The following is a 24,224-nucleotide window of genomic DNA, read 5'->3' on the forward strand; positions in this document are numbered from 1 at the left end:
TTTGCAGTGCGTTCGGGCTATCGAGCGCACTGCCTTATACGTCGGTATCCGGTTGAAAGGTGGGCCAGCCTGGGCGCTGGCCTTACCCTTGCCGAAACTGTGGCTGTACTCACACTGGCTGGAGAAACGCTAAATGACCACGAAAAATCGCGCCGAATTTATTGTTAATCTGATCGGTAATGTGACGCAAAAATCCCGTCAATTCGGGGCCAGTATCCGCCGGTTCGGCACGGAAGGCAGTCGCTCAATGCGGCTGTTTTCCAGTGCGGTGACGGGGGCGAACGGTATTCTGGATAAATTTGATAACCGCCTTGTCGGGTTTGTGACCGGCGGCGGGCTGGCGATGGCGGGCAAACAAGTTGCCGACCATCAGCAGACCGTCACTGATCTGGGTACAACCTATAATCTGACGGCGGACCAGGTGATGAAACTCGATGCCGCGGTAACCAAAGTGGCCGCAAATCGTAAACTCAGCACCTCGGATTTAATGACCGGTGCAGAAGCGTTCCTGGGAAAAACTAACGATCTTGAAGCTACTTTAGCGCAACTGGACAATATCGCGCTAACGATTAACGCTATCAGACTGGAAGCCAGTGCTGCCGGGAATGAGCTGGGCGGGATGTTTAATGTGGGCTTTAAGTCCCCGGAGAAAATGCGTAAGTGGCTTGAGGGTGTAGTTTCTGCCAGCAAAGAGGGGACTGGCAATATCGGCGACCAACTGACGGCATTAAGGGGATTGGGAAAAGACACAAAATGGCAATCCCAATTAGACCAACAGCAAATGTTGGCAATGCTGCGTGTTGCTAATGCCGAATTTAATGATCCAGAACAGGCATTTTCTGCCATGCAGGGTTTTTACGACACCATTAATGATAAAGAAAAACAGAAGATTTTAAAACGAAAAGGCCGAATTAATGTAAAAGATAAAAATGGGCAGCAAAAACACCCTGCTGATCTTGCGTTTGAAATCAGTAACGCAGCCAAAAATAAGGAGCACAATTTAAAAGATGTTTTTGATGGCGACACCCTGAAATTTATCATGATACTCGGTGACCCTAAAAAACGTGATTTGGTAAAAAAAATTGCTCACCCGGATAATATTGAAGAGGGATTGCTGGAGAAAAAAGCCACACAGAATGTCCAGACATTTAATGGTGCATTAACGTCATTAACAAACACCGGAGAGCGATTTGCTCAACTGAAACTGGCTAAACCTGTTCAGGACTTAGCTGATGCCATTCATTCGCTGACGCCAGAGGAGTTAGACGAATATGCTGCTGCCGTTGAAAAAGCCGCGTATGCGATTGGGGCGGCTGTGGCGGCGCGTTATGTGTATCGCGCCGGTAAAGGGGTATACAATTTTGCTAAATATATTAAGGGCGGCCCAGCGGGTTCGGCAGGCGGTGATACCTCTTCGGGGGCATTAAGTGGTGCTGATGTGGTGCCCGTTTATGTGACGAACTGGCAAGACCAGAACAACAATAATCATGCAACCGGGCCTGACGACAATTTTAAGTTTAAAAAAGGCAGGATCCGCGGAGCGGCAATTGCATCAACCGTTGCGCTACCCCTGTTGTCACCTGAAGAACGAGATAAAAATCTTAATAAGTATTTCAAACAGATGCGTGAAGAATATCCCCATGCCTACGACGCAAACGGTAAAGAACGTGGTTCTCAAATATTCCCCGTCATCCTTAAGAATTGGTGGTATGAGCGTAACGAGCAGATAGCCAAAGAAGGGCTCAAACCCTCCCCCTACTTAACCGGTGACTGGGGAAAAAATACAGCACCGAATATTACGGACACGACGAACCCTACGGAGCCGTGGGAATACCGCCAGCCCCAACCTCAGCAAAAACCGCCGGAAGGCAAGATTACGATCCAGGTTGAAACAACCGGGGATATCAAAGCGAAAACCAAATCAGTTAAAGCAGAAAATATCGATTTGCGGGTGAACACCGGCTACAGCTACGGGAAGAGTTACTGATGGAAATTGATTTTGACCAGGTCATGACACTGTTTAATGACAATTCCTGGCGCAGCCGGGTCGGTAACGGTAAGGGAACCTTTCGCGGTCAGACTTTCTATATCATTGATGACGCCACCATTTCAGGTGGTCGCCGCGTTGTTCGTCACGAATACCCGTTGCGGGACGACGGTGAAACCGAAGACATGGGATTGACCACCCGCGAGTATGCATTTACGGCGGTGGTGTTTGGTGATGACTACTTTAGTCAGCGTGATGCCCTGATAACCGCGCTTGAAGCCCCGGAGCCGGGCGAAATCGACCATCCCTATTTTGGCAAGCAGCAGATCCAGATTGAAACCTACACCGTCCGCGAATCCTGTTATACCGGTGGGGTTGCGATGTTCTCTGTCACCTTTGTGCCGGCAGCAGATAAGACCGCCCCGGTTGAAGCACACAAGCCTGAACTGAACAGCGACAGCCTGACGAGCCGTGTTCTGTCCGATATCACGGCGGCATGGGGCACAGTAACCGGCGCAATCGCTAAAGTCACCGATACACTGAATACGGTTGAAGCAACGGTTAACACCCTGGTTAACGGTATTCGTAGTTTACCGGCGACATCCGGCATGAACCAGTTATTGGGTTCCGCGCTGGCGCTGAAAGGTTCCTTAAAGAATCTGATTAATGCCCCTCATCAGCTCTTTGATGATATCGCTAATTTGGTCAGTGGTATGGCGGAAGTTGCCCCGCCCGCCGTTGCCAGCCGGGCATTACGTAAAGCCGGCAGCAGTATTCAGGTACAATCCAAACCGAATGTGCCTGCGGTGGCACATTTACAGCATGTGGTGAATACCCCCACCACCGTTTTTATTGCGGCTCAACTTGCTAAGTTAGTGTTAACTGCGGCGACAGAAGCCGCGAAAACCAAGCCGCCTGCGCCTGCATTAACCCTGGCTGGGACACCTTACACCGTTATTTCTCAGTCATCTGAGGTCCCGGTGATGTCCATTCCGCTCATTGAAACGCTGGATGATACCCGAAAAACCAGCACCCAATTGGATGATGAGCTGATGCAATTGCTGATTGCGACGGGCGATTTGGGGTGGTTCGAGACCTCAAATCAGCTCCGGGATTTTCGCATTACCTTTGTGCTGCAAATGCAGGCCACGGCGGGGGCATTACCGACCGCCAGGCATATTGCGTTAGCGGGGACAGAGCCGGCATTAGTCACGCTTTATCGTGAAACGGGTGAGGGGCGGCAACTGGACCGTTTTATCCGCCGCAACGGTATCCGACACCCGGCGTTCGTCACCGGCGGCGTAGACATTGAGGTGATTAATGGCTAATACCATCGAATTAATTTTGGGTAATAAAATCTATTCCGGCTGGAAAACGCTGGATGTGACCCGCAGCCTGGAGGACATGGCCGGGCAATTCTCGTTGGGTGTCACCGTTAAAGGCGGTGACTCACCACTGGTACTGATGCCGGGGCAATCCTGCCAGCTTGAAATCAACGGTCAGCGAGTGATCACCGGTTATGTGGATACGGTAGAAACCAGTATTGAAGACGAGCGAACTATTTCGGTGTCTGGCCGGGATAAAACCGGTGATTTAGTCGATTGTGCTGCAATACATGGCAAGGGCCAGTGGCGTAATGTCACTTTGGAAACTATCGCCAAAGACTTGTGCAAGCCGTTTGGTGTCACCGTTCGTTGGGAAGTCAAAACAGCATCAGCGGCAACGGTATTCAAACAATGGCAGATTGAACCTGGTGAAACCGTGTTTGATAACCTGTCACGCGCGGCCCGGCACCGTGGGGTGCTGGTAACCAGTAATGCTCTCGGTGAATTAGTTTTTACCACTGCCGGCACGGAAAAAGCCGGTGTTTTGGTACTGGGGCCAGCAGACAATCAGGGCGTGAAAATTCAAACGATTAACACCTATCTGTCCTGGATTGACCGGTTCAGCCTGTATCGTGTTAAAGGCAGTAATGCTGCCGGGGGCCTGTGGGGAGAAACCCAAACCCCGGCACAATCTACCGCGATTAATATTGACGTGCGTGATGCTGAAATTACCCGCTATCGCCCCACTATTATTCTTGCTGACGATAACCTGACTACCGCAAAGGGCAATGCGCGGGGGTCCTGGGAACAGAAACGCGCACTGGCGCATGGTATGACTGCAACAGTTGGCGTCACTGGATGGTTTAAGCCGAACGGCCAACTTTGGCAGCCTAATGAACGGGTGACGTTAAACGCCCACCAAGCCGGGTTGAATGAGAAAGCCCTGTTGATTGTCTCGGTAAATTATACGCTTGATAACGATGCGGGTACGGTAACAAAGCTCGAACTGATGCCGCGTGACGGTTTTAACGAACCCGCCCAGCCTGAACCCAAAACCAATGATGGGGTATGGAAATGATTAATCAGCTTAATAAGCTCACTGCCAGCCTTCAGCGCCGTGTCCGGCTGCTGATTTCGCGGGGCGTGGTTAATATTGTCAATGACTCACTGAAACAGCAAAACTTGCAGGTTTCCCTGCTGGCTGATGAAACGGCTGATGATGTTGAGCGGTTTCAAAACTATGGTCATAGCAGCGTTCCGCCCGCGGGCAGTGAAGCCATTGTCTTGTCCGTTAGTGGCGTTCGCCAGCATCTTGTTGCCATTGCCGTCGATAATAAAAACAGTCGCCTGGGTAAGCTAACGGCGGGCGACAGTGCGCTTTATCACCTGGAAGGGCATCATGTTTTACTGACTGAAAATGGTGTTGTTCGCATTCAGTGTAAGCGTCTGGAAGTCGTTGCGGATGAAATTGTGTTTGATACTCCCCAAACCCGCTTTACCGGCAATGTTGATATTGTTGGGGTCAGTACAGCGGATAATCATATGTCAGGTTCAACCAGCGGTAAAGACCATATTCACACAGAGCATGACGGATACAGCACGAGCAAACCACATGAATGACATTGCGCTTCAATGGCAAACCAACAACGCGGACATCGCTATCGAGCACGCAGATATTGTGCTGGATAACTCATTAGCTACCGCGGTCATTATTTCCTTGTTTACTGACCGCCGGGCGCTGGATTCTGACGAACTCCCTTCGGGAGCCGGTTCTGACAAACGCGGTTGGTGGGGAGACTCATTTAATGCGCGGCCAATCGGCAGCCGTTTGTGGCTGTTATCACGAGAGAAACAGCTGTCATCGGTTTTACATCGTGCCAAAGCCTATGCTGATGAAGCACTGGCATGGTTGATTGAAGATAACCATGCAAAGCAAATCACTGTTGCTGCAACAGCCCCCGAACGCGGGGTTTTATTGCTGACAGTGAATATTACTCTATTCAACGGCAGTGTGTTGCCACTGTCGTTTAAAGCTCATTTAAGTGTGATTTAAATGCCGTATAAAGCCCCGTCTCTTAGCACGTTACTGGCTCGTACTCAGTCAGATATTGAAAGTCGTTTACCCGGCACATTTGCCCGTTCTGCATTCAGTACCACGGGGGCAATTGCTTTTGCTAACGCGGGTAACGCCGCCGGATTACATGACCATCTCGCCTGGACCAGCCGGCAAGTTGTCCCGCATCTTGCGGATGATGACAAGCTACTTGAGCATTGCGAATTCTGGGGAGTATGGCGTAAACCTGCTACGCAGGCGACAGGGAGTATTACAGTGACTGTGCTAAATGAAGCCATGATACCGAAAGGCACACGCTTTCAGCGCCCGGATGGAGTTGTTTTTGAGTCTGTCGATGATGTGTATGCAGCCTCTGGGGAAAACCCAGTTTCTGTTATTGCCATCGAACTCGGCAGGCAGGGAAATACAGCAGCCGGGGTTGAATTTGAATTGGTTTCGCCCGTGGTTGGGGTAAAAACTCAAGCTATTAGTCAGTATATTGGCGGCGGTGCAGAACTGGAATCGATTGACTCACTGCGTTCTCGTTTGCTGTTCAGAGTGCAATACCCGCCATCCGGGGGCAATAAATATGACTATGAACGCTGGGCGAAGGAATGTGCCGGAGTCACTCGCGCGTGGTGTATCCCGCGTTACCGTGGCTATGGTTCGGTAGGTGTTTTATTCGTGATGGACGAAGAAACCAATATATTTCCGCGGCCTGGCGATCTGGTGCGTGTAAAAGAATACCTGACCGGGCATATCAACCCGGTGACCAATCAGGCAGAGGGTAAGACTACCGGCGCGGAATTAATTGTTGAAAGTCCGGTTGCCAAAGTCATTAATTTTCGTATTCGTTTATCGCCGAATACCGAAGCAGTTCGCCATGCCGTAAAAATCAGTCTGAAAAGTTATTTGGAAAATTTGCCCTACGGTGGACTGGCTTTGCTGTCAGAAATGCGAGCGGCAATTTCTAATGCTCCTGGTGAAATTGATAATACCGTGATTTCACCCGTTGCTGACGTATATGCAGCCGAGAATGAAATTTTCGTGCTGGGAGATATCGAATGGCAATGACCGCAAAAGACTATCAAAAATCCGGGCTTGATTTGCTGCCCAACGGTAAAGCCTGGCTAAAAGATCCTGATAGCAATTTGGGTAAATTAATGCTGGCTACCAGCGAAGAATTTGCCCGCATTGACGTGATTAATGACGCTATTTTAAATGAAATTTATGCCGACCGGGCTTTTATGCTGCTTGAAGATTGGGAAGAGTTCACTGGGCTTCCCGATTGCAGTATTGACGATGAGTCAACGATTGACAGTCGCCGTCAGTCAGTAAAAGCAAAATTAGTGATGTCGGGCAGTCTTTGTAATCAATTTTATGAGCATCTGGCCGCAGAACGGGGCTATCGCATCAAAATTGAGGAGCATTACCCTCACCATTGCCTACGTGGATGCAACTATCCCATTTACCCGGAAAAGAATTGGTTTCGTGTCTTTATTCATGTCTTTGAAAGGACTGCTCGTTTTTCAACAGTGCTTGATAATTGTAAGCAGCGCTTGCGTGTTGCTGACGCGGCAGACCTTGAGTGTTTATTAGAACGCTATGCCCCCGCGGAAACTGAATTTGTATTTATTTATGAGGATTAACGATGTTTGGACTTGATAACCCATCGGGCGTTAGTGTGATGCCCCCCATCACCCCGGTAAGCAATCCGACACCGCTCTGGTTTACCGACGGCGGCGCGGGTCTTGCTGTCAGCTACCCCGGTCAGGAATGGTTTAACATTGTGCAAGCCGAATTGCTTGCCGTTTTGCAAGAAGCGGGCATTAAGCCGGACAAAAGCAAATTAAATCAACTTGCTGTGGCAATTAAAAGTATTGCAGCCGAAAGAGGTATTGAACTGACAGACAAACTCGGCAACAGCAGTACATTAGCCGCGTCACAAAAGCTGGTGACTGAAATTAATGACAATGCGAATAATAAACTTGCAAAAAACCAAAACGGGGCCGACATCCCTAATAAAAGTGAGTTTATAAAAAACCTCGGTTTAGCGGAAACGGTGAATAAGGCGAATAGTGCGGTACCGAGTAGCCGGAAAGTGAATGGTAAGGCGTTGAGTGGGGATGTCAGTCTGAATGCCGGGGATGTGGGGGCGTTTAAACTCGGAGCAACAGGTAGGGCAAATGCCGTTCTCTGGAATACCGATACGGGGTTGTATGAATTACTACATCTCGGATATTCAGAACATGTTGCTCACTTCTATAATGGTAGCGGGAGTTGCCCAGCTTTTCAGTTAAAAGTGGGTTACAGGAATGGCGGTATCGCTTATCGCTCTGCCCGTGATAATTATGGCTTTGAGGAGGATTGGACTGCACTTGCAACACTTCATGATATTACTGTGCCTGTCGGTTCCCCCATTCCGTACCCCCATCGATACACACCACCTGGCTACTTAACATGCAACGGACAATCATTTGACAAATCTCGATACCCACAATTAGCAATAGCTTACCCCTCCGGCGTATTACCCGATTTACGGGGGGAATTTATCCGGGGCTGGGATGATGGTCGCGGCGTCGATCCGGGGCGAGCATGTGGGAGTTGGCAAGCACAACAGGTTCAATACCATTCTCATGTTGAAGGACACGGCGGTTATAGCGGTACTTTCGGCGCAACAACAACGAAGAATCATTTGGGTTCATATCATAACGATTCAGCTCAACCGCTGCCGTTTACAAATAACGGTTCAAATTTTGAAAATTTCAGTAATAACGGCGTTGTTGGCAACGAAACCCGCCCCCGCAACGTCGCATTTAACTACATAGTGAGAGCAGCATAATGACAGAACAAAAGTACTCTTTAGAACATGAAACAGCCGTACTTGGAAAAGATGGATTGGCTACCCAAGCCGGTTGGATGAAGGTCTATCACTCGAATCAAATCACGCGAGAATTCATAGCGTCAGATATCGAATATGTCATGTTGGGTGTCAGTCTATCAGCCGGAGCTTATCCCGACGCTCCAGAACTTCCCGATTCTGAAGACGAAGCCGTGTGCCGTAGTGAAGATAAAAGCTGTTGGGAAACTGTACCCGATTATCGCGGAAAGACAGCTTACGACACGTTAACTCGCGCTCCGATTGATATAACAGAAATCGGGGAATTGCCTGACACACTTACATTCAATAAGCCACCTACTGATTTTGATACGTGGAACGGCAAAGAGTGGGTAGTTGATAAAGACTTACTCAAATCTCATCAAATCAATGAAGCCAAGCAGCAACAAGCTACACTGCTACAACAAGCAAATGAAACACTTTCGTTACTCCAAGACTCTGTTGACTTAGAAGTCGCGACAGACTCAGAGAAAGCCGCATTGCTTGAGTGGAAGAAGTACAGAGTATTGCTCACTCGTGTAGATGTGAACCAGGCTCCTGATGTTCAGTGGCCGGAGGTACCGAAGTGATGGTAGGGGCCAGCGATGGCCCTTTGATTACTCGGGTTCTTTAGGCCAGTTAATATCCGGTGCTGATGAAACGTCTACCCGATTAAGCATCACCCTATGTTTCCTCCAGGCCGGTAGAGCGGCCTTTTCTCCCTCCGTGGCAATGCCTAAATCAACAGCATCTTGAAGCGGTGCTATCTTTTCAGATACTTCATTGATAAATGATTGCTTTTGCTGTTCAGCTTCAACAATGAGTTGTTCTTTTGGTATTGAGGGGTTTAAATACGCATCAATTTCTTTTGCTGTCATTTTTTTCATGACTTTCAAATTTTCACGAATATCAAAAAATACTGGCAAAACTGCATCATATTCTGCTTTCAGCGGTTGATACTCTTTTTCTGCAATAAGCGACTCAAGTTCAGTTAAACGAGTAACAGTATTGAGTTGCTCTTCTGAGTAAGCATGCACTTCATTTTTCTTATCTATGTAATAGCTATATATCATGATAATTCAGTCCATTTTACAATAGAAATTGATCGAGCATTAATCACAGGAACGACTTTGTATGATGCCCCTGCGGGGATAACTGCTGTTGAACCACCGGTGACCCAAGAGCCTGCGACACTGATATAGAATGCTTGCACGTCGTTAACTGTTATATCTGCTTGAAATGCTGTACCTTGTAATGCAATTGATACAATTATTGGCTTTTTAGATGTGTTTGTGTATGCAATATTTATAGCCCGTTGCGCTGTAACATCTTTCCATGACTGACCTATTCCAATAATACGCTCACTAACAGCTAATTGGCTCATAACGTCGTGAGTGTTACCGCCATCACTCTGTAATACGGATGCTTTATCGAGCTTTTTATTTAATGCTGATGACACGTCAATATTGTCTGATTTTTTATTAAGCTCTTTTGTGACAGCGTCTTGGCTCATTACTTGCGTTGACGATACTCCAACATTTTGAACAACGACCGTTTCCACTAAACCGAGGTTTTTTATGAAACGCGTACTTCCCTATATCGTCAAGAATACAACTATAAATATTTTTTATAATCAATTGGTTATGTAGTTACTGATAAAATAACAAGCCATAGCATTGGGGAAAAGTATGGCGAAGATTGGTTACATCCGCGTGTCAACAAATGACCAAAATAGTGATCTGCAACGAAATGCGTTAGTTGGGGCAAATTGTGAGCGGATTTTTGAAGATAAAATCAGTGGCAGGACCGCAGACAGACCGGGATTAAAACAAGCATTTGAGTGCTTGCACACGGGTGATACGCTGGTTGTTTGGAAGTTAGACCGCCTGGGGCGTAGTGTTCAGAATCTTATTGCGTTGAATGCGTATTTGAAAGAGAGTGGTATTCATTTCCAAAGCCTCACTGACAGTATTGATACCGGCACTCCAATGGGACGATTTTTTTTCTATGTAATGAGTGCCCTGGCCGAAATGGAACGTGAACTGATCGTTGAAAGGACAAACGCGGGATTAGTAGCCGCCCGTGCCCAAGGGAGAATAGGAGGCAGGCCAGTAGCATTTTCGTTCTCTGAACAGCAACAAGCGAAAAGTCTGCTAGCAAATGGTCATAGTCGAAAGAAACTTGCGTTGATTTATGGCGTTTCCCTCTCCACTATTTACAAATATTTACCAATAGAATGACAGAAAGTCAGAAAATTTACGGTAAAAAGCGGATGTGAGGTTAAATTTCGAGCTGATTTTGATGGCACAATTAGCAAGAAAAACAGCTAAAATAAATCACATATTTTGATAAAAAACGCTGCGCGGAAATTTTATCAATTTAAATGACGCGCTTTTTCAATTTACGCGGCCCGCTACAGCGCGTATACAGATAAACCTTCCCATCAGTGGATTTATAAAAATCCGTACCCACCGCCAGACGATCTCCCTCTGCATTCAGGCTAAAAGCCCAGCCAAAACCGGATGAGTCATCTTCAGGAGCTCTAAACCTAATGGGGTTTTCTCCATCCCAGATCCCATTTGTGCGTGTATACACATAAATCGAGGAACCGTTATCACGCGCCGCCAGGCGGTTTCCCGCGGCACTCAGGCGGGCAATTCTGCCAAACTGATAAGAATCCGAAGGGAGCGGAATCTGAATGGGGTTTTCTCTATCCCAGATCCCATTCTTGCGCATAAATATACGGAACGGAGAGAAGTATTGGCCCCCCGCCACTAGGCAATCTCCTGCTGCGCTCAAGCTGACATTCATACCAAAGTATTCACTTGCGCTCGGAAACACAATGGGATTCTTTGTATCCCAGACGCCATTCGTGCGCGTATACACACAAACCCTCCCTATGTTATCCATCATCGTTGGCACCGGGGTTCCCAACGCCAGACAATCTCCCGCCGCATCCAGGCTGACACTCCATGAAGCTCTATGATCTTCATCTTTATTAACCTCAAGCACAATAGGCTTACTTGTATCCCACTCACCACTCTTCCGGCGCGCATATACATAGACTCTATTAATCATCCCAACCGCTAAACAGTCTCCCGCTGCGTTCAGGCTAACAGAAATGCCAAAGCTCTCATTCTTCTTGGGGAAGGGAGAAACAATTCGCGTTATCATGGTGCGTTTCAAACCCAACACCTGCGTGATCTCCATCCGCTCCCACCGCGATAAACTGAAAAAATCGGTAAACTGAACCTGCCGATCAGCATCCAATTTCAAATACCCTCCTCCATCAAAAGAGAGTCCACCTTCTGGCTTCAATGATAGCGCCAAAGCCCCTTGTTCAGGATTTAACCCGCCAGAATGGTGAGTGTTGAGAGCCAGTTTTCCTTTGTCATCCCGTTTCAGCCCTGCGGTCGGGCCATCACCTTGAGCGCCATCAATGATTTCATATGCCTTATATGCCTCATCAATTAAGTGGGAAAATGCTTCCGGCATGAGCCGCACACCAGACTTAAAACTCGCTTTCAATGAGTCAACAGTATTGATTTCTTTATCAGTCATCATAATTTCCTCAAAAGCCGTATTAGACCGTCACCGTCTTCTGTACAGGCATCATTTGACATTCTCAAAGATATAGACTGCACCGGCTTCAGACGCAGAACCAACCTTGGCTGAAACTGCACCAACTGCCAAACTCGTCTCCCACCTATTCAAACTGACAGCTTTACCAAAACCATTTAAATTGTCTGAATTGCCTGAGGGGTCCAAAATCTCGATAGGTGTATCCATATTCCACTTATTATTTAGACAGGTATACACATACACTCTGGAAGCCGCCCCCACTACCAGACGGTTTCCCACATCATTCAGTTTGATAGCGCTGCCAAAATACGTTACATCACTTGCAGGAGCCGAAAACTTAATGGGACTTTCTGTATCCCAGATCCCATTCGTGCGCGTATATAGATAAACCTTCCCCGCAGTGGGGACACCATAATCTACCCCCACCGCCAGACGATCTCCCTCTGCATTTAGGCTAAAAATCCGATTAAAACTGGATGAACGATCTTTAGCAGCCATGAACTTAATGGGGTTTTCTTTATCCCAAATCCCATTCGTGCGTGTATACACATAAACCACGTTTATTGGATCATGAGAATAATCAACACCATATCCCGCCAGACAATTTCCCGAGGCACTCAGACAAACCTTGATAAACGAGTTAATCAACTTAAAGGGGTTTTCTGTATCCCAAATCCCATTTGTGCGTGTATATATGTAGGACCAAGAGTCGCCCGCCACCGCCAGACAGTCTCCTGTGGCGCTCAAGCTGACATTGTGACCACCAGCGTATCCACGTTGATCTTCCAGCGGAAACACAATGGGATTTTTGGTATCCCAGACGCCATTCGTGCGCGTATACACACAAGCCTTCACTTTTTTAACACCAATGTAGTATTCCACCAAGTATCCCACCGCCAGGCAATCTCCTACCGCATTCAAACTGACATCCCAAGAACTACGAGATTGATCTTCATCATCCTCAAACACAGTCGGAGCGCTTATATTCCACTCACCCTTCCGGCCCGTATACACACAGACTTTATTATCCATCCCAACCGCTAAGCAGTCTCCCGCTGCGTTCAGGCTAATAGAAGTGCCAAAGCGTTCATTCACTTTAGGGGAAGGAGAAACAATTCGCATTATCATGGCACGTTTAAAACCCAACAACTGCGTGATCTCCATCCGCTCCCGCCGCGATAAATTGAAAAAATCCGCAAACTGAGCCTGCCGCTCGGCAGCCAATTTCAGACGCTTTCCTCCATCAAAAGAGAACCCACCTTCTGGACTCAGTGATAGTGCCAAAGCCCCCTGATCAAGGTTCAACCCGCCAGAATGGTGAGCGTTGAGGGCCAGTTTTCCTTTGTCATCTCGTTCCAGCCCTGCGGTCGGACCATCCCCCTTACCACCATCAATGATTTCATATGCCTTATATGCCTCATCAATCAAATGGGAAAATGCTTCAGGCGCGGGCGGAACACCGGACTTAAAACTCGCTTTCAATGAGTCAGCAGTACTAATTTCTTTATCAGTCATAATATTTCCTCAAAAGCCGTATTAGTCAGTCACCGTCATCTGTTCCCTGTTTTCTACTTCCTGTGCCAGCATTCAATAACAACCCGGCAATCTGTTTCCGTGTCTCCTCAGGAAGCAATTTAAAAGCTTGTGCCGAAACCGCTACAGTACCATCCACCGACAGCACCCCGGATTTATCCAACATCAATCCCCCGCCGAGCTGTAGCTTTAACGCAAGACCCTCCGGCGCCAACGCAATGCCATCACCAGTCTTAACCACCAAACGGTTGTCGATAACCTGCAACCCAACTCCCGGATGATAAGCCTGATCACCATCCTGCCAACCAAAAAGCTGTCGCCACAACGTGGCCCAATCAATTAATGAATAAAATGCCGCCTCAGTCGGGATCTTGCCAGGGGCGAAGTGGGCACTAAGCTGGCTGACCGTTTCATCTGTTATCTCTTTCGCCATCGTTTTTTCCTCATTTAGCTAGTCGTAAAGGTAAACTTTCCCTTCTCCACTCTTCCAGCCACTGGCGCCAATCGCCAACGTATTGCCATCACCACTAAAGCAAACACCGGCACCAAATTTATGGTTTGATTCTCCATCCACTGCCAGTAATTTGCCCTGCATAGTCCATTGTTCATCCTGATAACTAAACCACCATCCTGCACCGGTTTGCACACCTGTGTTATCTTTACCAACAGGTGTTGACACCACCAGCACCTGACCGTCGCCACTCAAAGACAGCTCGCTGCCAAACCTTTCCCCGACAGTCACCGCTTCTCTCAGTATCCCCATTTCTTGCCATGCATTACTGTAACGCTGGTACAAATACACCGCACCAACATTGCTCTTCTCTCCCGGGCACCCCACCGCCAGAATATTGCCGCTATCGCTCAGGCTGAGACTGGCGCCAAAGCCGTCACTGCTGATGAGTAAAGGAGAAGTCAGCGAATTGAGTGGCGGTCGCGGCTGCCAGTATGCCCCGTGACGATGAAATATCGTCACTTCACCGTTATTACCATTACGCCCGGTTGCCGCCACTGCCAAGGTTGAACCATCCGCACTCAAGCTTAGTTTGCCGCCAAACATATCGCCCTGTGCCGGAGAAGATAAGGTCAGACGCTCACCAAGCTGTGACCATTTCTTTCCGTCATACTGATAAAGATACACTGCGCCACAATTAGTCAATGAACCCGATCTCCAGCCATAAGAACCTACCGCTAATAGTGTGCCGTCAGCGCTCAGGCCCACAGCGCAACCGAAATGCTGCTGAACGTTCGCCTCACTAAGCCAAAGTTTGGCAGATTTCTCCCACGCGCCATTTGCCAATCTGCGATAAACGAACACCGAACCATGCCCACCATCACTGTTTCGGTTTTCAATACCCACCGCGAGAACATTACCATTTCGATTCAGACTTAACGCTCTGCCGCTATAACCACTGACGTAATCAGCGAATTGCTGCCGCCAACCGTTATCGGTATAAGAAAATAGATATACAGGATCCTTTCCTTCTGCCCCACTAAGCGCGATAGTTTTCCCATCGCCGCTGACACTGACAACAGCGCCAAGGTTTTTATTGTTACCGTTGGTCGGCAAATCAAACGCGGGCAACTGAGCCTTACTTGCTGCCATTTCCTCAGCATGAATCAGCCAACGGTAAAGTTCCCTTTTTTGTTCCTCTGTAAAACTCTCAAACAATTCCAGCGACAATTTAGATTCGGGACGTATTCCCAATTCGCCATTAATGAACTGTAAGCCGCTGCTCTTATCAATATTGACAGCAATTTCACGCTCCTCCCCGATACGCACCCCATCACCGGGATTCACTAAGAGTAAATTCACTTCATCCAGATCCCGGTTCAATCCTGCCCCTGGATTATTGTCGGGCTGATCAGGGTCCAGCCCGGCTAAACGCCGACCTTCCGCCGCTATTTGCACCAATTGAGTATAATTTTCACTTTTCGGCAGGGAATATAATTTAAACCAGGATTTAACCTCCTCTTTATTCAACAGATTATTCTCGCTGGATGTAGATGTCTTGTTGTGAGCCATTTAATACCTCCAATGCAGAATGACAGATAAGTTAACGTTGTCACACGCCGTTCTATTCTTTTACTTTCGGGATAAACAATATTCTGGCTTTATCCCCCTCTTGATGTTTCTCTTCATTCTAATTGGCCGCTTTATCGGTAAACTTTGCCGAATCGTCCGGCGTGGCGATATGTTTAACCCCCAAACCGGGCATTTCCTCTCTTGGTACAAACAGCACCTCTGCGGCTTTTAGCTGCTCGTAGTCTTTCTTACTCCAGAAAAAGTCTTTATCGGCAAATTTCGCTAAATCATCGGGTGTGGCAACATGTTTAATCCCCACACCGAGTATTTTTTCTGCTGGTATAAACAACACCCTCACAGCTTCCATCTGTTCGTAGGTTTTCCTATTCCAGTAGTATTCTTCATCGACAAACTTCGCCAAATCATCGGGCGTAGCGACATGTTTAATACCCAGACCAGGTGGCGTTTCTCCTGCTGGCGTAAACAATACCTCTGCACTTTTCATCTGCTCATAGGTTTCTTTATTCCAGAAGAGGGCTTGATCGGCAAACTTCACCAAATCATCGGGCGTGGCAACATGTATCACGACAATACCTTCCTGATATAGCGGCGGTTCAATGGACATAATGTTTTCCTCATCAGAAACCCGTTCTTAGTTATCCTGCGATTTGAAACGATTTAACTTCGCTTATTGCCTCAGGTACGCTACCGCCCTCGAAAAATATGTTCACGATAACACTTATTTAATATTTAACTTGACTATGTCACTGGTTTTTCGTGGGGCACAACCTGATATAATTAAGCATTGTGGAAAAGTGAATTTTTGCCAGTTATTTAATAAAAAATTAACTGCTTTTTTTATTAAATTTCACATAAAAAATATCCCCCTCACCACTATTATTGCAATAATCATAAATTTAATTAGATTTAAATCAATTCATTAAAAAATTTATTGAAAAAACACAAAATAACCGATAACACACTAAAATAGCATTACTTACACATAATCATTTGATTTTTATAAAACAAAAACGCTCCATTTAAATCATTAAGAAAAATCGCGCATATATTTAAATAATATCAAAATCATAATTACCCACGTTAAATAATTCAGAATCTGAAAATGATAAAACGACAGTTAATAAAAACCGTTTTTTGTCTGTCAGCGTGATTTTAAAACCTGGAAAAAAGGATAAACGCATCATGAAAAAACAGGTATGATTAACGTTGGTTAAACGTGAAACACAATATCCCATCATGATTAAATTTAATAAAAAGCAAATGTTAAAAACGATAAAAACAATCGTTAAAACTTTATACCGATTAAATCCAGGAGTCAGGGCCGGTCTAAAAATGTGAGATCTCGCCCTCCCCTCTATCAAGGTCAATAAGACCTTAATGGCCTTAGAAAAACCGTAAATGAGTCAAATAAAATTAACATTCGACTCATTTAGTGAGTAGAATAGAAGTCTTATTTGACTCACAGGTGAAATCAATGTGGATATGGGAACAACATAATTGGCCTGAATTCCATTGGAATGCCGACGTTATTGCACCATTACTACGAGACGTGCATTTCAACCAAGGATTGTTATTAGGCAAATCTGAGTATGAAGACGCCAGGCAAGCAACGCTTGATAGCCTGCTATCCAGCATAATCTATTCCAGCGAAATTGAAGGCGAGAGATTGAACGCGGCTTCTGTACGCTCGTCATTGGCGAACAGGTTGGGCATCACGGAAGAAAAACCTTATCCAACAACAGAAAGAACTGACGGCATTACCGAGGTCGCCCTTGATGTGATAGAAAACAGTGACTCCGATCTGACCCTTGAGCGTATCCTCAGGTGGCATCAGTTGATGTTCCCCGTAGGATATACCCTGTTCAATCCGATACAAGGAGGTCAGTTACGCGAAGGGATGATAGAAGTGGTATCCGGTCGTCTGGATAAGCCGACTGTTCACCTTGAAGCGCCACTACCGGAAAGAGTCGTCGCCGAAGTACTTCAATTTATAAAATGGTTCAATAAATTCCGAACAGATGCCAGTCTCGATCCCATCATTAGGGCGGCAATTGCTCATTTATGGTTTGTGACAATCCACCCCTTAGAAGACGGAAATGGGCGCGTTACCCGATTTTTGACAGACCTTGCACTTGCCCAAGCCGAAAATCGCTCAATCCGTTTCTACGCAATGTCAGTCAGTATTTGTGAGCATCGTAAGATGTATTACGAAATCCTTGAAAGTACTCAGAAAGGCAGTTTGGATATTACCGCCTGGATAGTTTGGTTTCTGAAAATACTGAATGAGACCTTAATAAACAAACTAAAAGAAATTAATCAGGTTGTGTTAAAAGCTAAGTTTTGGCGGCGGATAGATCAGACCCAATTGACTAAAGAACAGGCAGAAATATTAAACCGTATGCTGGACGGTGATTTTGAGCAGGGTATTAACAGCAGCCAATATCAAAAAGTGGCGAAGGTAAGTCGCCCCACGGCAACAAGACATTTGGCACATTTGGTTGAACTCGGCTGTTTAAAAAGCACCGGAGCTGGCGGTCGTAGCACCCGTTACATTCTCAATTATATTTGAATTTATCCGGGATGATGGGATTAATAGTATAGAGCATGAGAGTTACCTCACGTTTTGTTTAAGATTTCAACATCTATATCAAAACCGGTAACTCTCAATCTTTCAAATTCCTGTATCAGATCAAGTCACGCCTAATACACATTAAACTAACTTAATCGATTATTTTCCAAATATCTTGGTCTTAGCCGGTATTCCGTTTGAGAATTTTGTACTACTCCAGTCTATCTGATTAGGTGGTATACCGAATTTTTTCCATGTCAAATTAACGGGTACTCCAAGTATGCATGCAGCAATAAATCGATGCTGACCATCCAATATATGGGTAAGCCCTGTCTGGCTATTGCGCCAGACAACGATTGATATTGGATTTCCCTTTGTTTTAAAGCTTTCTATTTTTTCATCGACAACTTTTTGAAAAACTTCTGCCTGAGCGGGTAGTGGTGCTGAATTTCCAATATCATTTCGTCCTACAGGGCTGCCTTTTAATATTGATGTGTCATATGTATCCTCATTTCCTTTTAGTTGAGTTCCGTTTCCTGTTTTTCCTGATGTTACGGGTTTTAACATATTTTTATACATATTTAACTCTCATCCTTTTGAATTGTTTAGAGCGGTAAATATTACTGCATTTTATTTTTTCGTCACCAAATTTGGTGTGTTATTTTTTATCTTTCCTTTATCATTATTATTCTTTAATTCAACATTCGACTCTTTAGTTTGTTATTTATTATCCCTGCCCAATATGATTTGCTCTATTTTTGATCTGTTTCGAAAATTTTTTATATTTAGATAATATTAAAATCAGAGCTAGCAACATTAAAAAATTAATTATCACTCTTTTTACCAACCTATTCTCAAGATCACTAATTATTATTTAACAATGAAAAAACTGAAGTGAATAAAAACTTCTTCGGCGATACTTGTAAAGGGAAATATGATAAAAGAAAAATCTCACTTTTATCTAAAACGAGCAGATTTTCTAAGAAAGAATAATAAAGGCCATTTATACGAATATAAATGGCACATTATCTTATTGATATGACTATCCGTTACCACCAATCGTCGCAGTCATACGGATTTGACGGTTATCACTGATTTCAAGGTTAGATAAGACAACCAATTGAGGTAAAGTCCTTCGCAAGAAACGCGATAACAGCGGACGCAATGCGTGATTAACCAGCAGTACTGGAGGAGCACCCAACATTTCCTGACGTTGCAGTGCTTCCGTTGCCTGCCGTTGCAGGTTATCCGCCAATCCTGGCTCCAGACCACCCCCATTTTGCAACGCCTGAATTAGCAAACGCTCAAGACCGGCATCTAAGCCGATAACCTGGATTTCCTGTGCTCCCGGGAACCACTGTTGAGCAATCGCCCGGCCAAGCGCGATTCTGACCACAGATGTCAACTCATAAGGATCAGTTTGTCCCGGAGCATGTTCAGCCAGTGTCTCAATAATTGTCCGCATATCCCGGATCGGCACTTGTTCAGACAACAAGTTTTGCAAAACCTTATGCAAGGTTGTCAAACTGACGATATCGGGAATAAAGTCTTCGGTCAGTTTAGGCATCTCCTGACTGACGCGTTCAAACAGTTGTTGGGCTTCCTGGCGCCCAAATAACTCATTAGCATATTGCGTCAACAGATGATTCATATGGGTAGCCACAACCGTACTGGCAGCAACCACTGTGTAACCCTGAACCTGCGCCTGTTCTCTGAGGCTGTCATCAATCCAAACCGCAGAGAGCCCAAAAGCCGGATCTTTGGTGATATCACCTTGCAATTCCCCTACTGCACCACCAGGGTTTATTGCCAGCCAGCGCCCCGGATGGGCTTCACCACGACCAATTTCTACCCCTTTCATTAGAATACGGTAGCCAGCCGGAGCCAGTTCAAGGTTGTCACGAATATGAACCACCGGTGGTAAGTATCCCATCTCTTGAGCAAATTTCTTCCGAATGCCACTGATTCGCCCCAGTAATTCGCCATTTTGACGAAAATCAACCATCGGGATCAGGCGATATCCCACTTCCATCCCCAGCGGATCTTCAAGCTGAACATCAGACCATGAAGCTTCTGATGCCTGCTGTTGTTCTTCTATTTTTGGTTTTTCCGCATTGAGCACCGGGCTATCAGCGCGGCGATAGAGATACCAGCCAAGACCTGCCAACGCCGCAGTAAATAGCAGAAAAATAAAATTGGGCATTCCCGGAACCATGCCCAATAATCCGAGAACCCCCGCACTCAACATCAGCACCCGTGGATTATTGAACAGTTGAGTCACCATCTGCTGACCAACATCCTGGTCCGTCGCCACGCGAGTAACAATCACACCAGCCGCGGTCGAAATAATCAGGGCAGGTAACTGCGCCACCAGACCATCACCAATGGTTAACAGGGTATAAACCTCCCCTGCATCCCCTAAACTCATGCCATGCTGAGCCACACCAACAATTAAGCCACCGACGACGTTGATAACCAGGATCATTAATCCGGCAATCGCATCGCCACGCACAAATTTACTGGCACCATCCATCGAACCATAAAAATCCGATTCCTGCGTCACTTCCGTACGGCGCTTCTTCGCTTCCTCTTCACCGATCAATCCGGCATTCAGGTCAGCATCAATCGCCATCTGTTTACCTGGCATACCATCCAGCACAAAACGGGCGCCAACCTCAGCAATACGCCCCGCGCCTTTGGTAATCACCATAAAGTTAATCAATACCAGGATAACAAATACCACAATACCGATGGCGAAGTTACCGCCAACCAGAAAGTGACCGAATGCCTCTATAACGTGGCCCGCCGCCGCAGAACCTGTATGCCCTTCCAATAAAATGATACGGGTTGAAGCCACGTTAAGAGACAAACGCAGTAAAGTAGAAAACAGCAATATTGTCGGAAATGCGGCAAAATCCAGAGTACGCCGGGTAAACATCGCCACCAGCAACACCATAATTGATAGCGCAATGTTAAACGTAAACAGCAAATCCAGCATGAAGGGTGGCAACGGCAGTACCATCATCGACAAAATCATGAGGATCAATACCGGCCCGGCAAGAATTTGCCATTGCGAACCTTTCATATTGCCCGGTAAACGAAATATAGAGGCCAGATTAGCCATGACGATTATTTTCTCCAGCGAAATCCAGTGCTGGCGGCACTGGCAGATTTTCAGGTTTCTTCGGCTTCAAGCCGCCTTCCCGTTTCCAACGTTTCAATTGGTAGATCCAGGCAAGCACTTCCGCTACCGCCGCGTAAAGTGTCGCGGGGATATGTCCCCCAACTTCACTATGGCGATAAAGTGCCCTGGCAAGTGGCGGTGCCTCAAGTAATGGAATGCGGTTTTCTGTACCAATTTCTTTAATCCGCAATGCAATTATTCCCGCCCCTTTCGCCAATACCTTTGGCGCACTCATTGCTTTTTCGTCATATTTCAGGGCGACGGCATAGTGGGTTGGGTTAGTGACAATCACATCCGCTTTCGGTACATCCGTCATCATACGCTGACGGGCAGCTGCCCGTTGTTGTTGACGGATACGCGCTTTAACATGTGGATCTCCCTCTTGTTCTTTAAATTCATCCTTTATTTCCTGTCGGGTCATTCTCAGTTTTTTCAGATGGCTGTATATCTGGTAAACGACATCAAAAGCCACCATCGGTATCAACATGAAAACCACCACATAACCGGCGAATACCAGCATTTGCATTGCATCATCCAGCGCCAGCAGAGGTGGTTGCGCGATCAGCCGTAACATGGCAGGCCAGTTCATCCAAAGAAATAGAGCAGCGCCAATTCCGACAAATCCTGCTTTAAGCAACGCTTTGAATAATTCAGCTAACGCATTCATTGAAAAAATACGTTTCAGACCAGAAATAGGATTCAATTTTTTCGCATCAAATTTGATGGATTTTGTACTGAATACTAATCCACCCAATAACGCCGGAGCGCTTAACGCAACGAACACTAATCCAGCAAAAACCGGCAACAAAGCCCAAACAGCTTGCCGGAGCAACCTGCCAATTTGCTGAACCATCTGCTTATCATTGCTGACCATACTGTGATCGAAGTTAAAACCTTCAAACACCATCAGCGACAATTCATGAGTAATGGATTGACCGCTCATCCAGAGCAAACTCAGGCCACTGGTCAGCATCAATATGGAACTCAGCTCTCTGGAGCGGGCTATCTGCCCCTCTTTCCGGGCTTTTTCCCGTTTATGGGGCGTGGGTTCTTCTGTTTTCTCAAGATCGCTATCTTCAGCCACGGCTTTCCTTGTCAGAGTCTAAAACGTTGTCGGTCAAAAAATATGGAATTAAATAGCTGCTAGCATGACAAAAGAGAAAAAATTCGATGGCTGGAACAATGAGAAATTTGGCGGGGTATTTGTGGGATCAAGGCGAATGACAAGGATGGTTCAAAACAATGACAGCCTAATCCACGAATACGCAACTGTGCAAGACGTGTCCGGTATTGATCTTCCCGCCACCCCGGCACCTGTATTTGAAAGTTATACAGCGCCGACTGCGATTTATCGAGAAAAGAAAAGTGTTGATCCATCAGGCGTTGTGATGGTGTAACCCGATGCTCTCCCTGAACCGGGGAGATTTTACCCGCCATTAATTTTAACAGCGTTGATTTTCCACAGCCGTTTTCACCCACGATAGCAATTCTATCACCAGAGTTGACCGTCAGACTCAGTGGCATCGGTGAGCCATAGGGCAAAATCACATCCTGTAAATAGAGTAAAGGATTGGTGGCTGTTTCAGGGGCAGCGACAGCAATAGCCAGTGGATCGACTATCTCTAATTTCTCCCTTGCATCCAACGATGAAGAAGCGGCTTTTTCCAGTCGTTCATCGTGTAATTTTACCTGGCGTGACTGAGTCGCTTCGGAACGCCCAAGTTCACGATCCAGAATAATCTTACTTTGGTTAGCTCCGGCCCTTTTCTGCTTGCCCTGGCTCTGTCTTTTGCTCAAACGTTCCAGATCCTTCTGTTTTGATCTCTGTGCTTGTTTTAGCTGCTTTTGCGTTTGTTCCACCTCACGCAAAACACCAAGGCGAAGCTGCTCCCGACTTTCCAGATAGGTTTCCCATCCCCCCACACTGCGATGCAAACCTAAGCTGTTCGGCTCATATAGCACATCGACATTTTGCAACAAGCGGTGATCGTGGGTAACCAGCAGACTTCCTCCGCTCAATGCTGTTAACCATTCCGCCTGGAAAAGAGGCTAATCCCTGAGACAAATAACCTACGTCACAAAACCGCTGCACTGTACCTTCTGAAGGTGAATAGCGGCCAGCCAAAATGGCCGCTAACCAGGATTTACCAATACCATTACGTCCAACAAGCACCTGTTGTCCAATTGTCAAATTAATATCTATGCCGGAAAATAACGGTTTCGGCTCGCCGCCAAACTGACATGCAATATTTTTAGTTTCAATCAGAGTTTGGGTTGAATATTGAGGCATAATTTTCATCGTATCGTTGATTCTATTTTATTTTTTATCGAGATATCGCTCTTCCTGACCAGCCGTTTTATACGCCTAATATCAAGCTTTAGAGACGATGAAATTAACTTTTACCGCCAGCACCTTGCCACCATGCGAAGTCGAATCTCCAACTAAAATAATGGAACGCAACATCTTTTACCCTCTTAACTATGAGTTAAATATTAATTTCAGCTTATGACATCTGACTATCATAGCGCCACAACTTAATTAAGGAAAACTTCCCTAAATCAAACTCTTTGAAATAAATTAAATAATCATGTTACTTAAACAAGTATAAAATTTACATTATTGACTGTTTTAAAGTGATATTTACACATCTTTAAAATATCAATCTTGATATTTATTAGACTTAAACATAAATTAACATTAATATTTGGATACAAAAGAGACAAGTGTAAATATGAAAAATTTTGAAGACTTCTACAGAGAAGCACTCTCTCAAATAAAGCATGATATGCATCACTCGGCACAAGAGCATCCACACCTTATACCTGGGCACCAGAAGCTCATGTAACATAACGAGGAAAAATCATGAAAACCGGACTCCGCTTTTCCTGCACTATCGGCAACCTGGCGCCCATGACTTTTGCGGTCGTCAATTTTACGTTAGATGAAGCACTTTCATCGTTATTTACCCTGTCTCTGACATTAGCGGCACCGCGTTCAGATATTGATACGGATACCCTTCTGCTCCAAACCGCACAGTTCACCGTCACCCGTGACGATAATCCACAACG

The 24,224-nt window shown here is 46.0% G+C and carries 23 protein-coding genes and 2 pseudogenes; 13 read left to right on the top strand and 12 right to left on the bottom strand.

Translation table 11 applies throughout. From position 1 onward, the window contains the following. Position 1: 1 nt before the first annotated feature. The 10 genes from LGZ99_RS14150 to LGZ99_RS14195 are packed head-to-tail and all read left to right on the top strand — an operon-like array spanning position 2 to position 8,833. The gene (locus LGZ99_RS14150; protein ID WP_262979227.1) at positions 2–133 is read left to right on the top strand and encodes a hypothetical protein; all 132 of its coding nucleotides are present in this window, start codon (positions 2–4) and stop codon (positions 131–133) included. Then, positions 134–1,987, top strand: coding sequence for a hypothetical protein (locus LGZ99_RS14155; protein WP_262979228.1), 1,854 nt, complete (start codon positions 134–136; stop codon positions 1,985–1,987). It abuts the gene before it with no gap. Then, positions 1,987–3,315: a DNA circularization protein gene (locus tag LGZ99_RS14160; RefSeq protein ID WP_262979229.1), complete on the top strand. Its 1,329-nt coding sequence runs from the start codon at positions 1,987–1,989 to the stop codon at positions 3,313–3,315. Before LGZ99_RS14155 ends, LGZ99_RS14160 begins: the two co-directional genes overlap by 1 nt. Further along, on the top strand, positions 3,308–4,390 hold the full coding sequence (locus LGZ99_RS14165; RefSeq protein WP_262979230.1) for a phage baseplate assembly protein: 1,083 nt from the start codon (positions 3,308–3,310) through the stop codon (positions 4,388–4,390). The genes LGZ99_RS14160 and LGZ99_RS14165 overlap by 8 nt, the downstream gene beginning before the upstream one ends. Beyond that, a complete protein-coding gene (locus LGZ99_RS14170; RefSeq protein WP_036841407.1) occupies positions 4,387–4,932 on the top strand; it encodes a phage baseplate assembly protein V in 546 nt (181 codons plus the stop codon). Before LGZ99_RS14165 ends, LGZ99_RS14170 begins: the two co-directional genes overlap by 4 nt. Next, positions 4,925–5,365: a phage GP46 family protein gene (locus LGZ99_RS14175; protein ID WP_036841409.1), complete on the top strand. Its 441-nt coding sequence runs from the start codon at positions 4,925–4,927 to the stop codon at positions 5,363–5,365. Before LGZ99_RS14170 ends, LGZ99_RS14175 begins: the two co-directional genes overlap by 8 nt. Beyond that, positions 5,366–6,439 (top strand): baseplate J/gp47 family protein, encoded by a 1,074-nt coding sequence (locus LGZ99_RS14180; protein ID WP_262979231.1) that lies wholly within the window; start codon positions 5,366–5,368, stop codon positions 6,437–6,439. Beyond that, a complete protein-coding gene (locus LGZ99_RS14185; protein ID WP_036841412.1) occupies positions 6,430–7,014 on the top strand; it encodes a YmfQ family protein in 585 nt (194 codons plus the stop codon). The genes LGZ99_RS14180 and LGZ99_RS14185 overlap by 10 nt, the downstream gene beginning before the upstream one ends. Before the next feature lie 2 nt (positions 7,015–7,016). After that, positions 7,017–8,207, top strand: coding sequence for a tail fiber protein (locus LGZ99_RS14190; protein WP_262979232.1), 1,191 nt, complete (start codon positions 7,017–7,019; stop codon positions 8,205–8,207). Then, on the top strand, positions 8,207–8,833 hold the full coding sequence (locus tag LGZ99_RS14195) for a tail fiber assembly protein (RefSeq protein WP_262979233.1): 627 nt from the start codon (positions 8,207–8,209) through the stop codon (positions 8,831–8,833). The genes LGZ99_RS14190 and LGZ99_RS14195 overlap by 1 nt, the downstream gene beginning before the upstream one ends. 27 nt (positions 8,834–8,860) lie before the next feature. Here the strand turns inward: LGZ99_RS14195 and LGZ99_RS14200 are convergent, their stop codons facing one another. Next, a complete protein-coding gene (locus tag LGZ99_RS14200) occupies positions 8,861–9,316 on the bottom strand; it encodes a tail fiber assembly protein (RefSeq protein WP_262979234.1) in 456 nt (151 codons plus the stop codon). Next, positions 9,313–9,756 carry a hypothetical protein gene (locus tag LGZ99_RS14205; RefSeq protein WP_262979235.1) on the bottom strand — a complete coding sequence of 148 codons (444 nt, stop codon included), beginning with the start codon at positions 9,754–9,756 and terminating at the stop codon, positions 9,313–9,315. Before LGZ99_RS14205 ends, LGZ99_RS14200 begins: the two co-directional genes overlap by 4 nt. A gap of 175 nt (positions 9,757–9,931) precedes the next feature. Here LGZ99_RS14205 and LGZ99_RS14210 point away from each other — a divergent pair, with 175 nt between their 5' ends. Further along, positions 9,932–10,483 (top strand): recombinase family protein, encoded by a 552-nt coding sequence (locus tag LGZ99_RS14210; protein ID WP_262979236.1) that lies wholly within the window; start codon positions 9,932–9,934, stop codon positions 10,481–10,483. Positions 10,484–10,652: 169 nt separating this feature from the next. Here the strand turns inward: LGZ99_RS14210 and LGZ99_RS14215 are convergent. The 5 genes and pseudogenes from LGZ99_RS14215 to LGZ99_RS14235 form a co-directional block, all read right to left on the bottom strand. Then, positions 10,653–11,807: pseudogene (locus LGZ99_RS14215) on the bottom strand (hypothetical protein); the annotation flags it as partial. A 48-nt stretch (positions 11,808–11,855) separates the two neighbouring features. Beyond that, positions 11,856–13,343 carry a hypothetical protein gene (locus LGZ99_RS14220; protein ID WP_036838300.1) on the bottom strand — a complete coding sequence of 496 codons (1,488 nt, stop codon included), beginning with the start codon at positions 13,341–13,343 and terminating at the stop codon, positions 11,856–11,858. Between the two features lie 22 nt (positions 13,344–13,365). Further along, the gene (locus LGZ99_RS14225) at positions 13,366–13,791 is read right to left on the bottom strand and encodes a hypothetical protein (RefSeq protein WP_036838298.1); all 426 of its coding nucleotides are present in this window, start codon (positions 13,789–13,791) and stop codon (positions 13,366–13,368) included. 18 nt (positions 13,792–13,809) lie between these two features. Continuing rightward, complete coding sequence (locus LGZ99_RS14230; RefSeq protein WP_036838297.1) at positions 13,810–15,381, bottom strand: WD40 repeat domain-containing protein; 1,572 nt, start codon at positions 15,379–15,381, stop codon at positions 13,810–13,812. A 118-nt stretch (positions 15,382–15,499) separates the two neighbouring features. Continuing rightward, positions 15,500–16,006: a hypothetical protein gene (locus LGZ99_RS14235; protein WP_036838296.1), complete on the bottom strand. Its 507-nt coding sequence runs from the start codon at positions 16,004–16,006 to the stop codon at positions 15,500–15,502. 870 nt (positions 16,007–16,876) lie between these two features. Between LGZ99_RS14235 and LGZ99_RS14240 the strand changes: the two genes are divergently transcribed. Beyond that, positions 16,877–17,971 (top strand): Fic family protein, encoded by a 1,095-nt coding sequence (locus LGZ99_RS14240; RefSeq protein WP_262979237.1) that lies wholly within the window; start codon positions 16,877–16,879, stop codon positions 17,969–17,971. A gap of 159 nt (positions 17,972–18,130) precedes the next feature. On the opposite strand, the gene LGZ99_RS14245 is transcribed toward LGZ99_RS14240, so the two are convergent. The 5 genes from LGZ99_RS14245 to LGZ99_RS14265 form a co-directional block, all read right to left on the bottom strand. Continuing rightward, positions 18,131–18,550, bottom strand: a complete 420-nt coding sequence (locus LGZ99_RS14245) for a hypothetical protein (RefSeq protein ID WP_021325492.1) — start codon at positions 18,548–18,550, stop codon at positions 18,131–18,133. 463 nt (positions 18,551–19,013) lie between these two features. Further along, positions 19,014–21,095, bottom strand: coding sequence for a flagellar biosynthesis protein FlhA (gene flhA, locus LGZ99_RS14250; RefSeq protein WP_036838292.1), 2,082 nt, complete (start codon positions 21,093–21,095; stop codon positions 19,014–19,016). After that, positions 21,088–22,239 (bottom strand): flagellar biosynthesis protein FlhB, encoded by a 1,152-nt coding sequence (flhB, locus tag LGZ99_RS14255; RefSeq protein WP_021325490.1) that lies wholly within the window; start codon positions 22,237–22,239, stop codon positions 21,088–21,090. The genes flhA and flhB overlap by 8 nt, the downstream gene beginning before the upstream one ends. Positions 22,240–22,298: 59 nt before the next feature. After that, positions 22,299–23,174, bottom strand: a complete 876-nt coding sequence (locus LGZ99_RS14260; RefSeq protein WP_235184734.1) for an ATP-binding cassette domain-containing protein — start codon at positions 23,172–23,174, stop codon at positions 22,299–22,301. Further along, positions 23,107–23,454: an ATP-binding cassette domain-containing protein gene (locus LGZ99_RS14265; protein ID WP_262979238.1), complete on the bottom strand. Its 348-nt coding sequence runs from the start codon at positions 23,452–23,454 to the stop codon at positions 23,107–23,109. Before LGZ99_RS14265 ends, LGZ99_RS14260 begins: the two co-directional genes overlap by 68 nt. Positions 23,455–24,018: 564 nt before the next feature. Between LGZ99_RS14265 and LGZ99_RS14270 the strand changes: the two are divergent. After that, positions 24,019–24,224, top strand: a pseudogene (locus LGZ99_RS14270) (phage late control D family protein); the annotation flags it as partial.

Source organism: Photorhabdus temperata (assembly GCF_025384845.1).
Lineage (GTDB): Bacteria > Pseudomonadota > Gammaproteobacteria > Enterobacterales > Enterobacteriaceae > Photorhabdus > Photorhabdus temperata.

Excerpts from the sequence above, each read along its gene's own strand:
- LGZ99_RS14155 (WP_262979228.1), top strand. The coding sequence starts at position 134 with ATGACCACGAAAAATCGCGCCGAATTTATTGTTAATCTGATCGGTAAT.
- LGZ99_RS14160 (WP_262979229.1), top strand. The coding sequence starts at position 1,987 with ATGGAAATTGATTTTGACCAGGTCATGACACTGTTTAATGACAATTCC.
- LGZ99_RS14165 (WP_262979230.1), top strand. The coding sequence starts at position 3,308 with ATGGCTAATACCATCGAATTAATTTTGGGTAATAAAATCTATTCCGGC.
- LGZ99_RS14170 (WP_036841407.1), top strand. The coding sequence starts at position 4,387 with ATGATTAATCAGCTTAATAAGCTCACTGCCAGCCTTCAGCGCCGTGTC.
- LGZ99_RS14175 (WP_036841409.1), top strand. The coding sequence starts at position 4,925 with ATGAATGACATTGCGCTTCAATGGCAAACCAACAACGCGGACATCGCT.
- LGZ99_RS14180 (WP_262979231.1), top strand. The coding sequence starts at position 5,366 with ATGCCGTATAAAGCCCCGTCTCTTAGCACGTTACTGGCTCGTACTCAG.
- LGZ99_RS14185 (WP_036841412.1), top strand. The coding sequence starts at position 6,430 with ATGGCAATGACCGCAAAAGACTATCAAAAATCCGGGCTTGATTTGCTG.
- LGZ99_RS14190 (WP_262979232.1), top strand. The coding sequence starts at position 7,017 with ATGTTTGGACTTGATAACCCATCGGGCGTTAGTGTGATGCCCCCCATC.
- LGZ99_RS14195 (WP_262979233.1), top strand. The coding sequence starts at position 8,207 with ATGACAGAACAAAAGTACTCTTTAGAACATGAAACAGCCGTACTTGGA.
- LGZ99_RS14200 (WP_262979234.1), bottom strand. The coding sequence starts at position 9,316 with ATGATATATAGCTATTACATAGATAAGAAAAATGAAGTGCATGCTTAC.
- LGZ99_RS14205 (WP_262979235.1), bottom strand. The coding sequence starts at position 9,756 with ATGAGCCAAGACGCTGTCACAAAAGAGCTTAATAAAAAATCAGACAAT.
- LGZ99_RS14210 (WP_262979236.1), top strand. The coding sequence starts at position 9,932 with ATGGCGAAGATTGGTTACATCCGCGTGTCAACAAATGACCAAAATAGT.
- LGZ99_RS14225 (WP_036838298.1), bottom strand. The coding sequence starts at position 13,791 with ATGGCGAAAGAGATAACAGATGAAACGGTCAGCCAGCTTAGTGCCCAC.
- LGZ99_RS14230 (WP_036838297.1), bottom strand. The coding sequence starts at position 15,381 with ATGGCTCACAACAAGACATCTACATCCAGCGAGAATAATCTGTTGAAT.
- LGZ99_RS14235 (WP_036838296.1), bottom strand. The coding sequence starts at position 16,006 with ATGTCCATTGAACCGCCGCTATATCAGGAAGGTATTGTCGTGATACAT.
- LGZ99_RS14240 (WP_262979237.1), top strand. The coding sequence starts at position 16,877 with ATGTGGATATGGGAACAACATAATTGGCCTGAATTCCATTGGAATGCC.
- LGZ99_RS14245 (WP_021325492.1), bottom strand. The coding sequence starts at position 18,550 with ATGTATAAAAATATGTTAAAACCCGTAACATCAGGAAAAACAGGAAAC.
- flhA (WP_036838292.1), bottom strand. The coding sequence starts at position 21,095 with ATGGCTAATCTGGCCTCTATATTTCGTTTACCGGGCAATATGAAAGGT.
- LGZ99_RS14265 (WP_262979238.1), bottom strand. The coding sequence starts at position 23,454 with ATGAAAATTATGCCTCAATATTCAACCCAAACTCTGATTGAAACTAAA.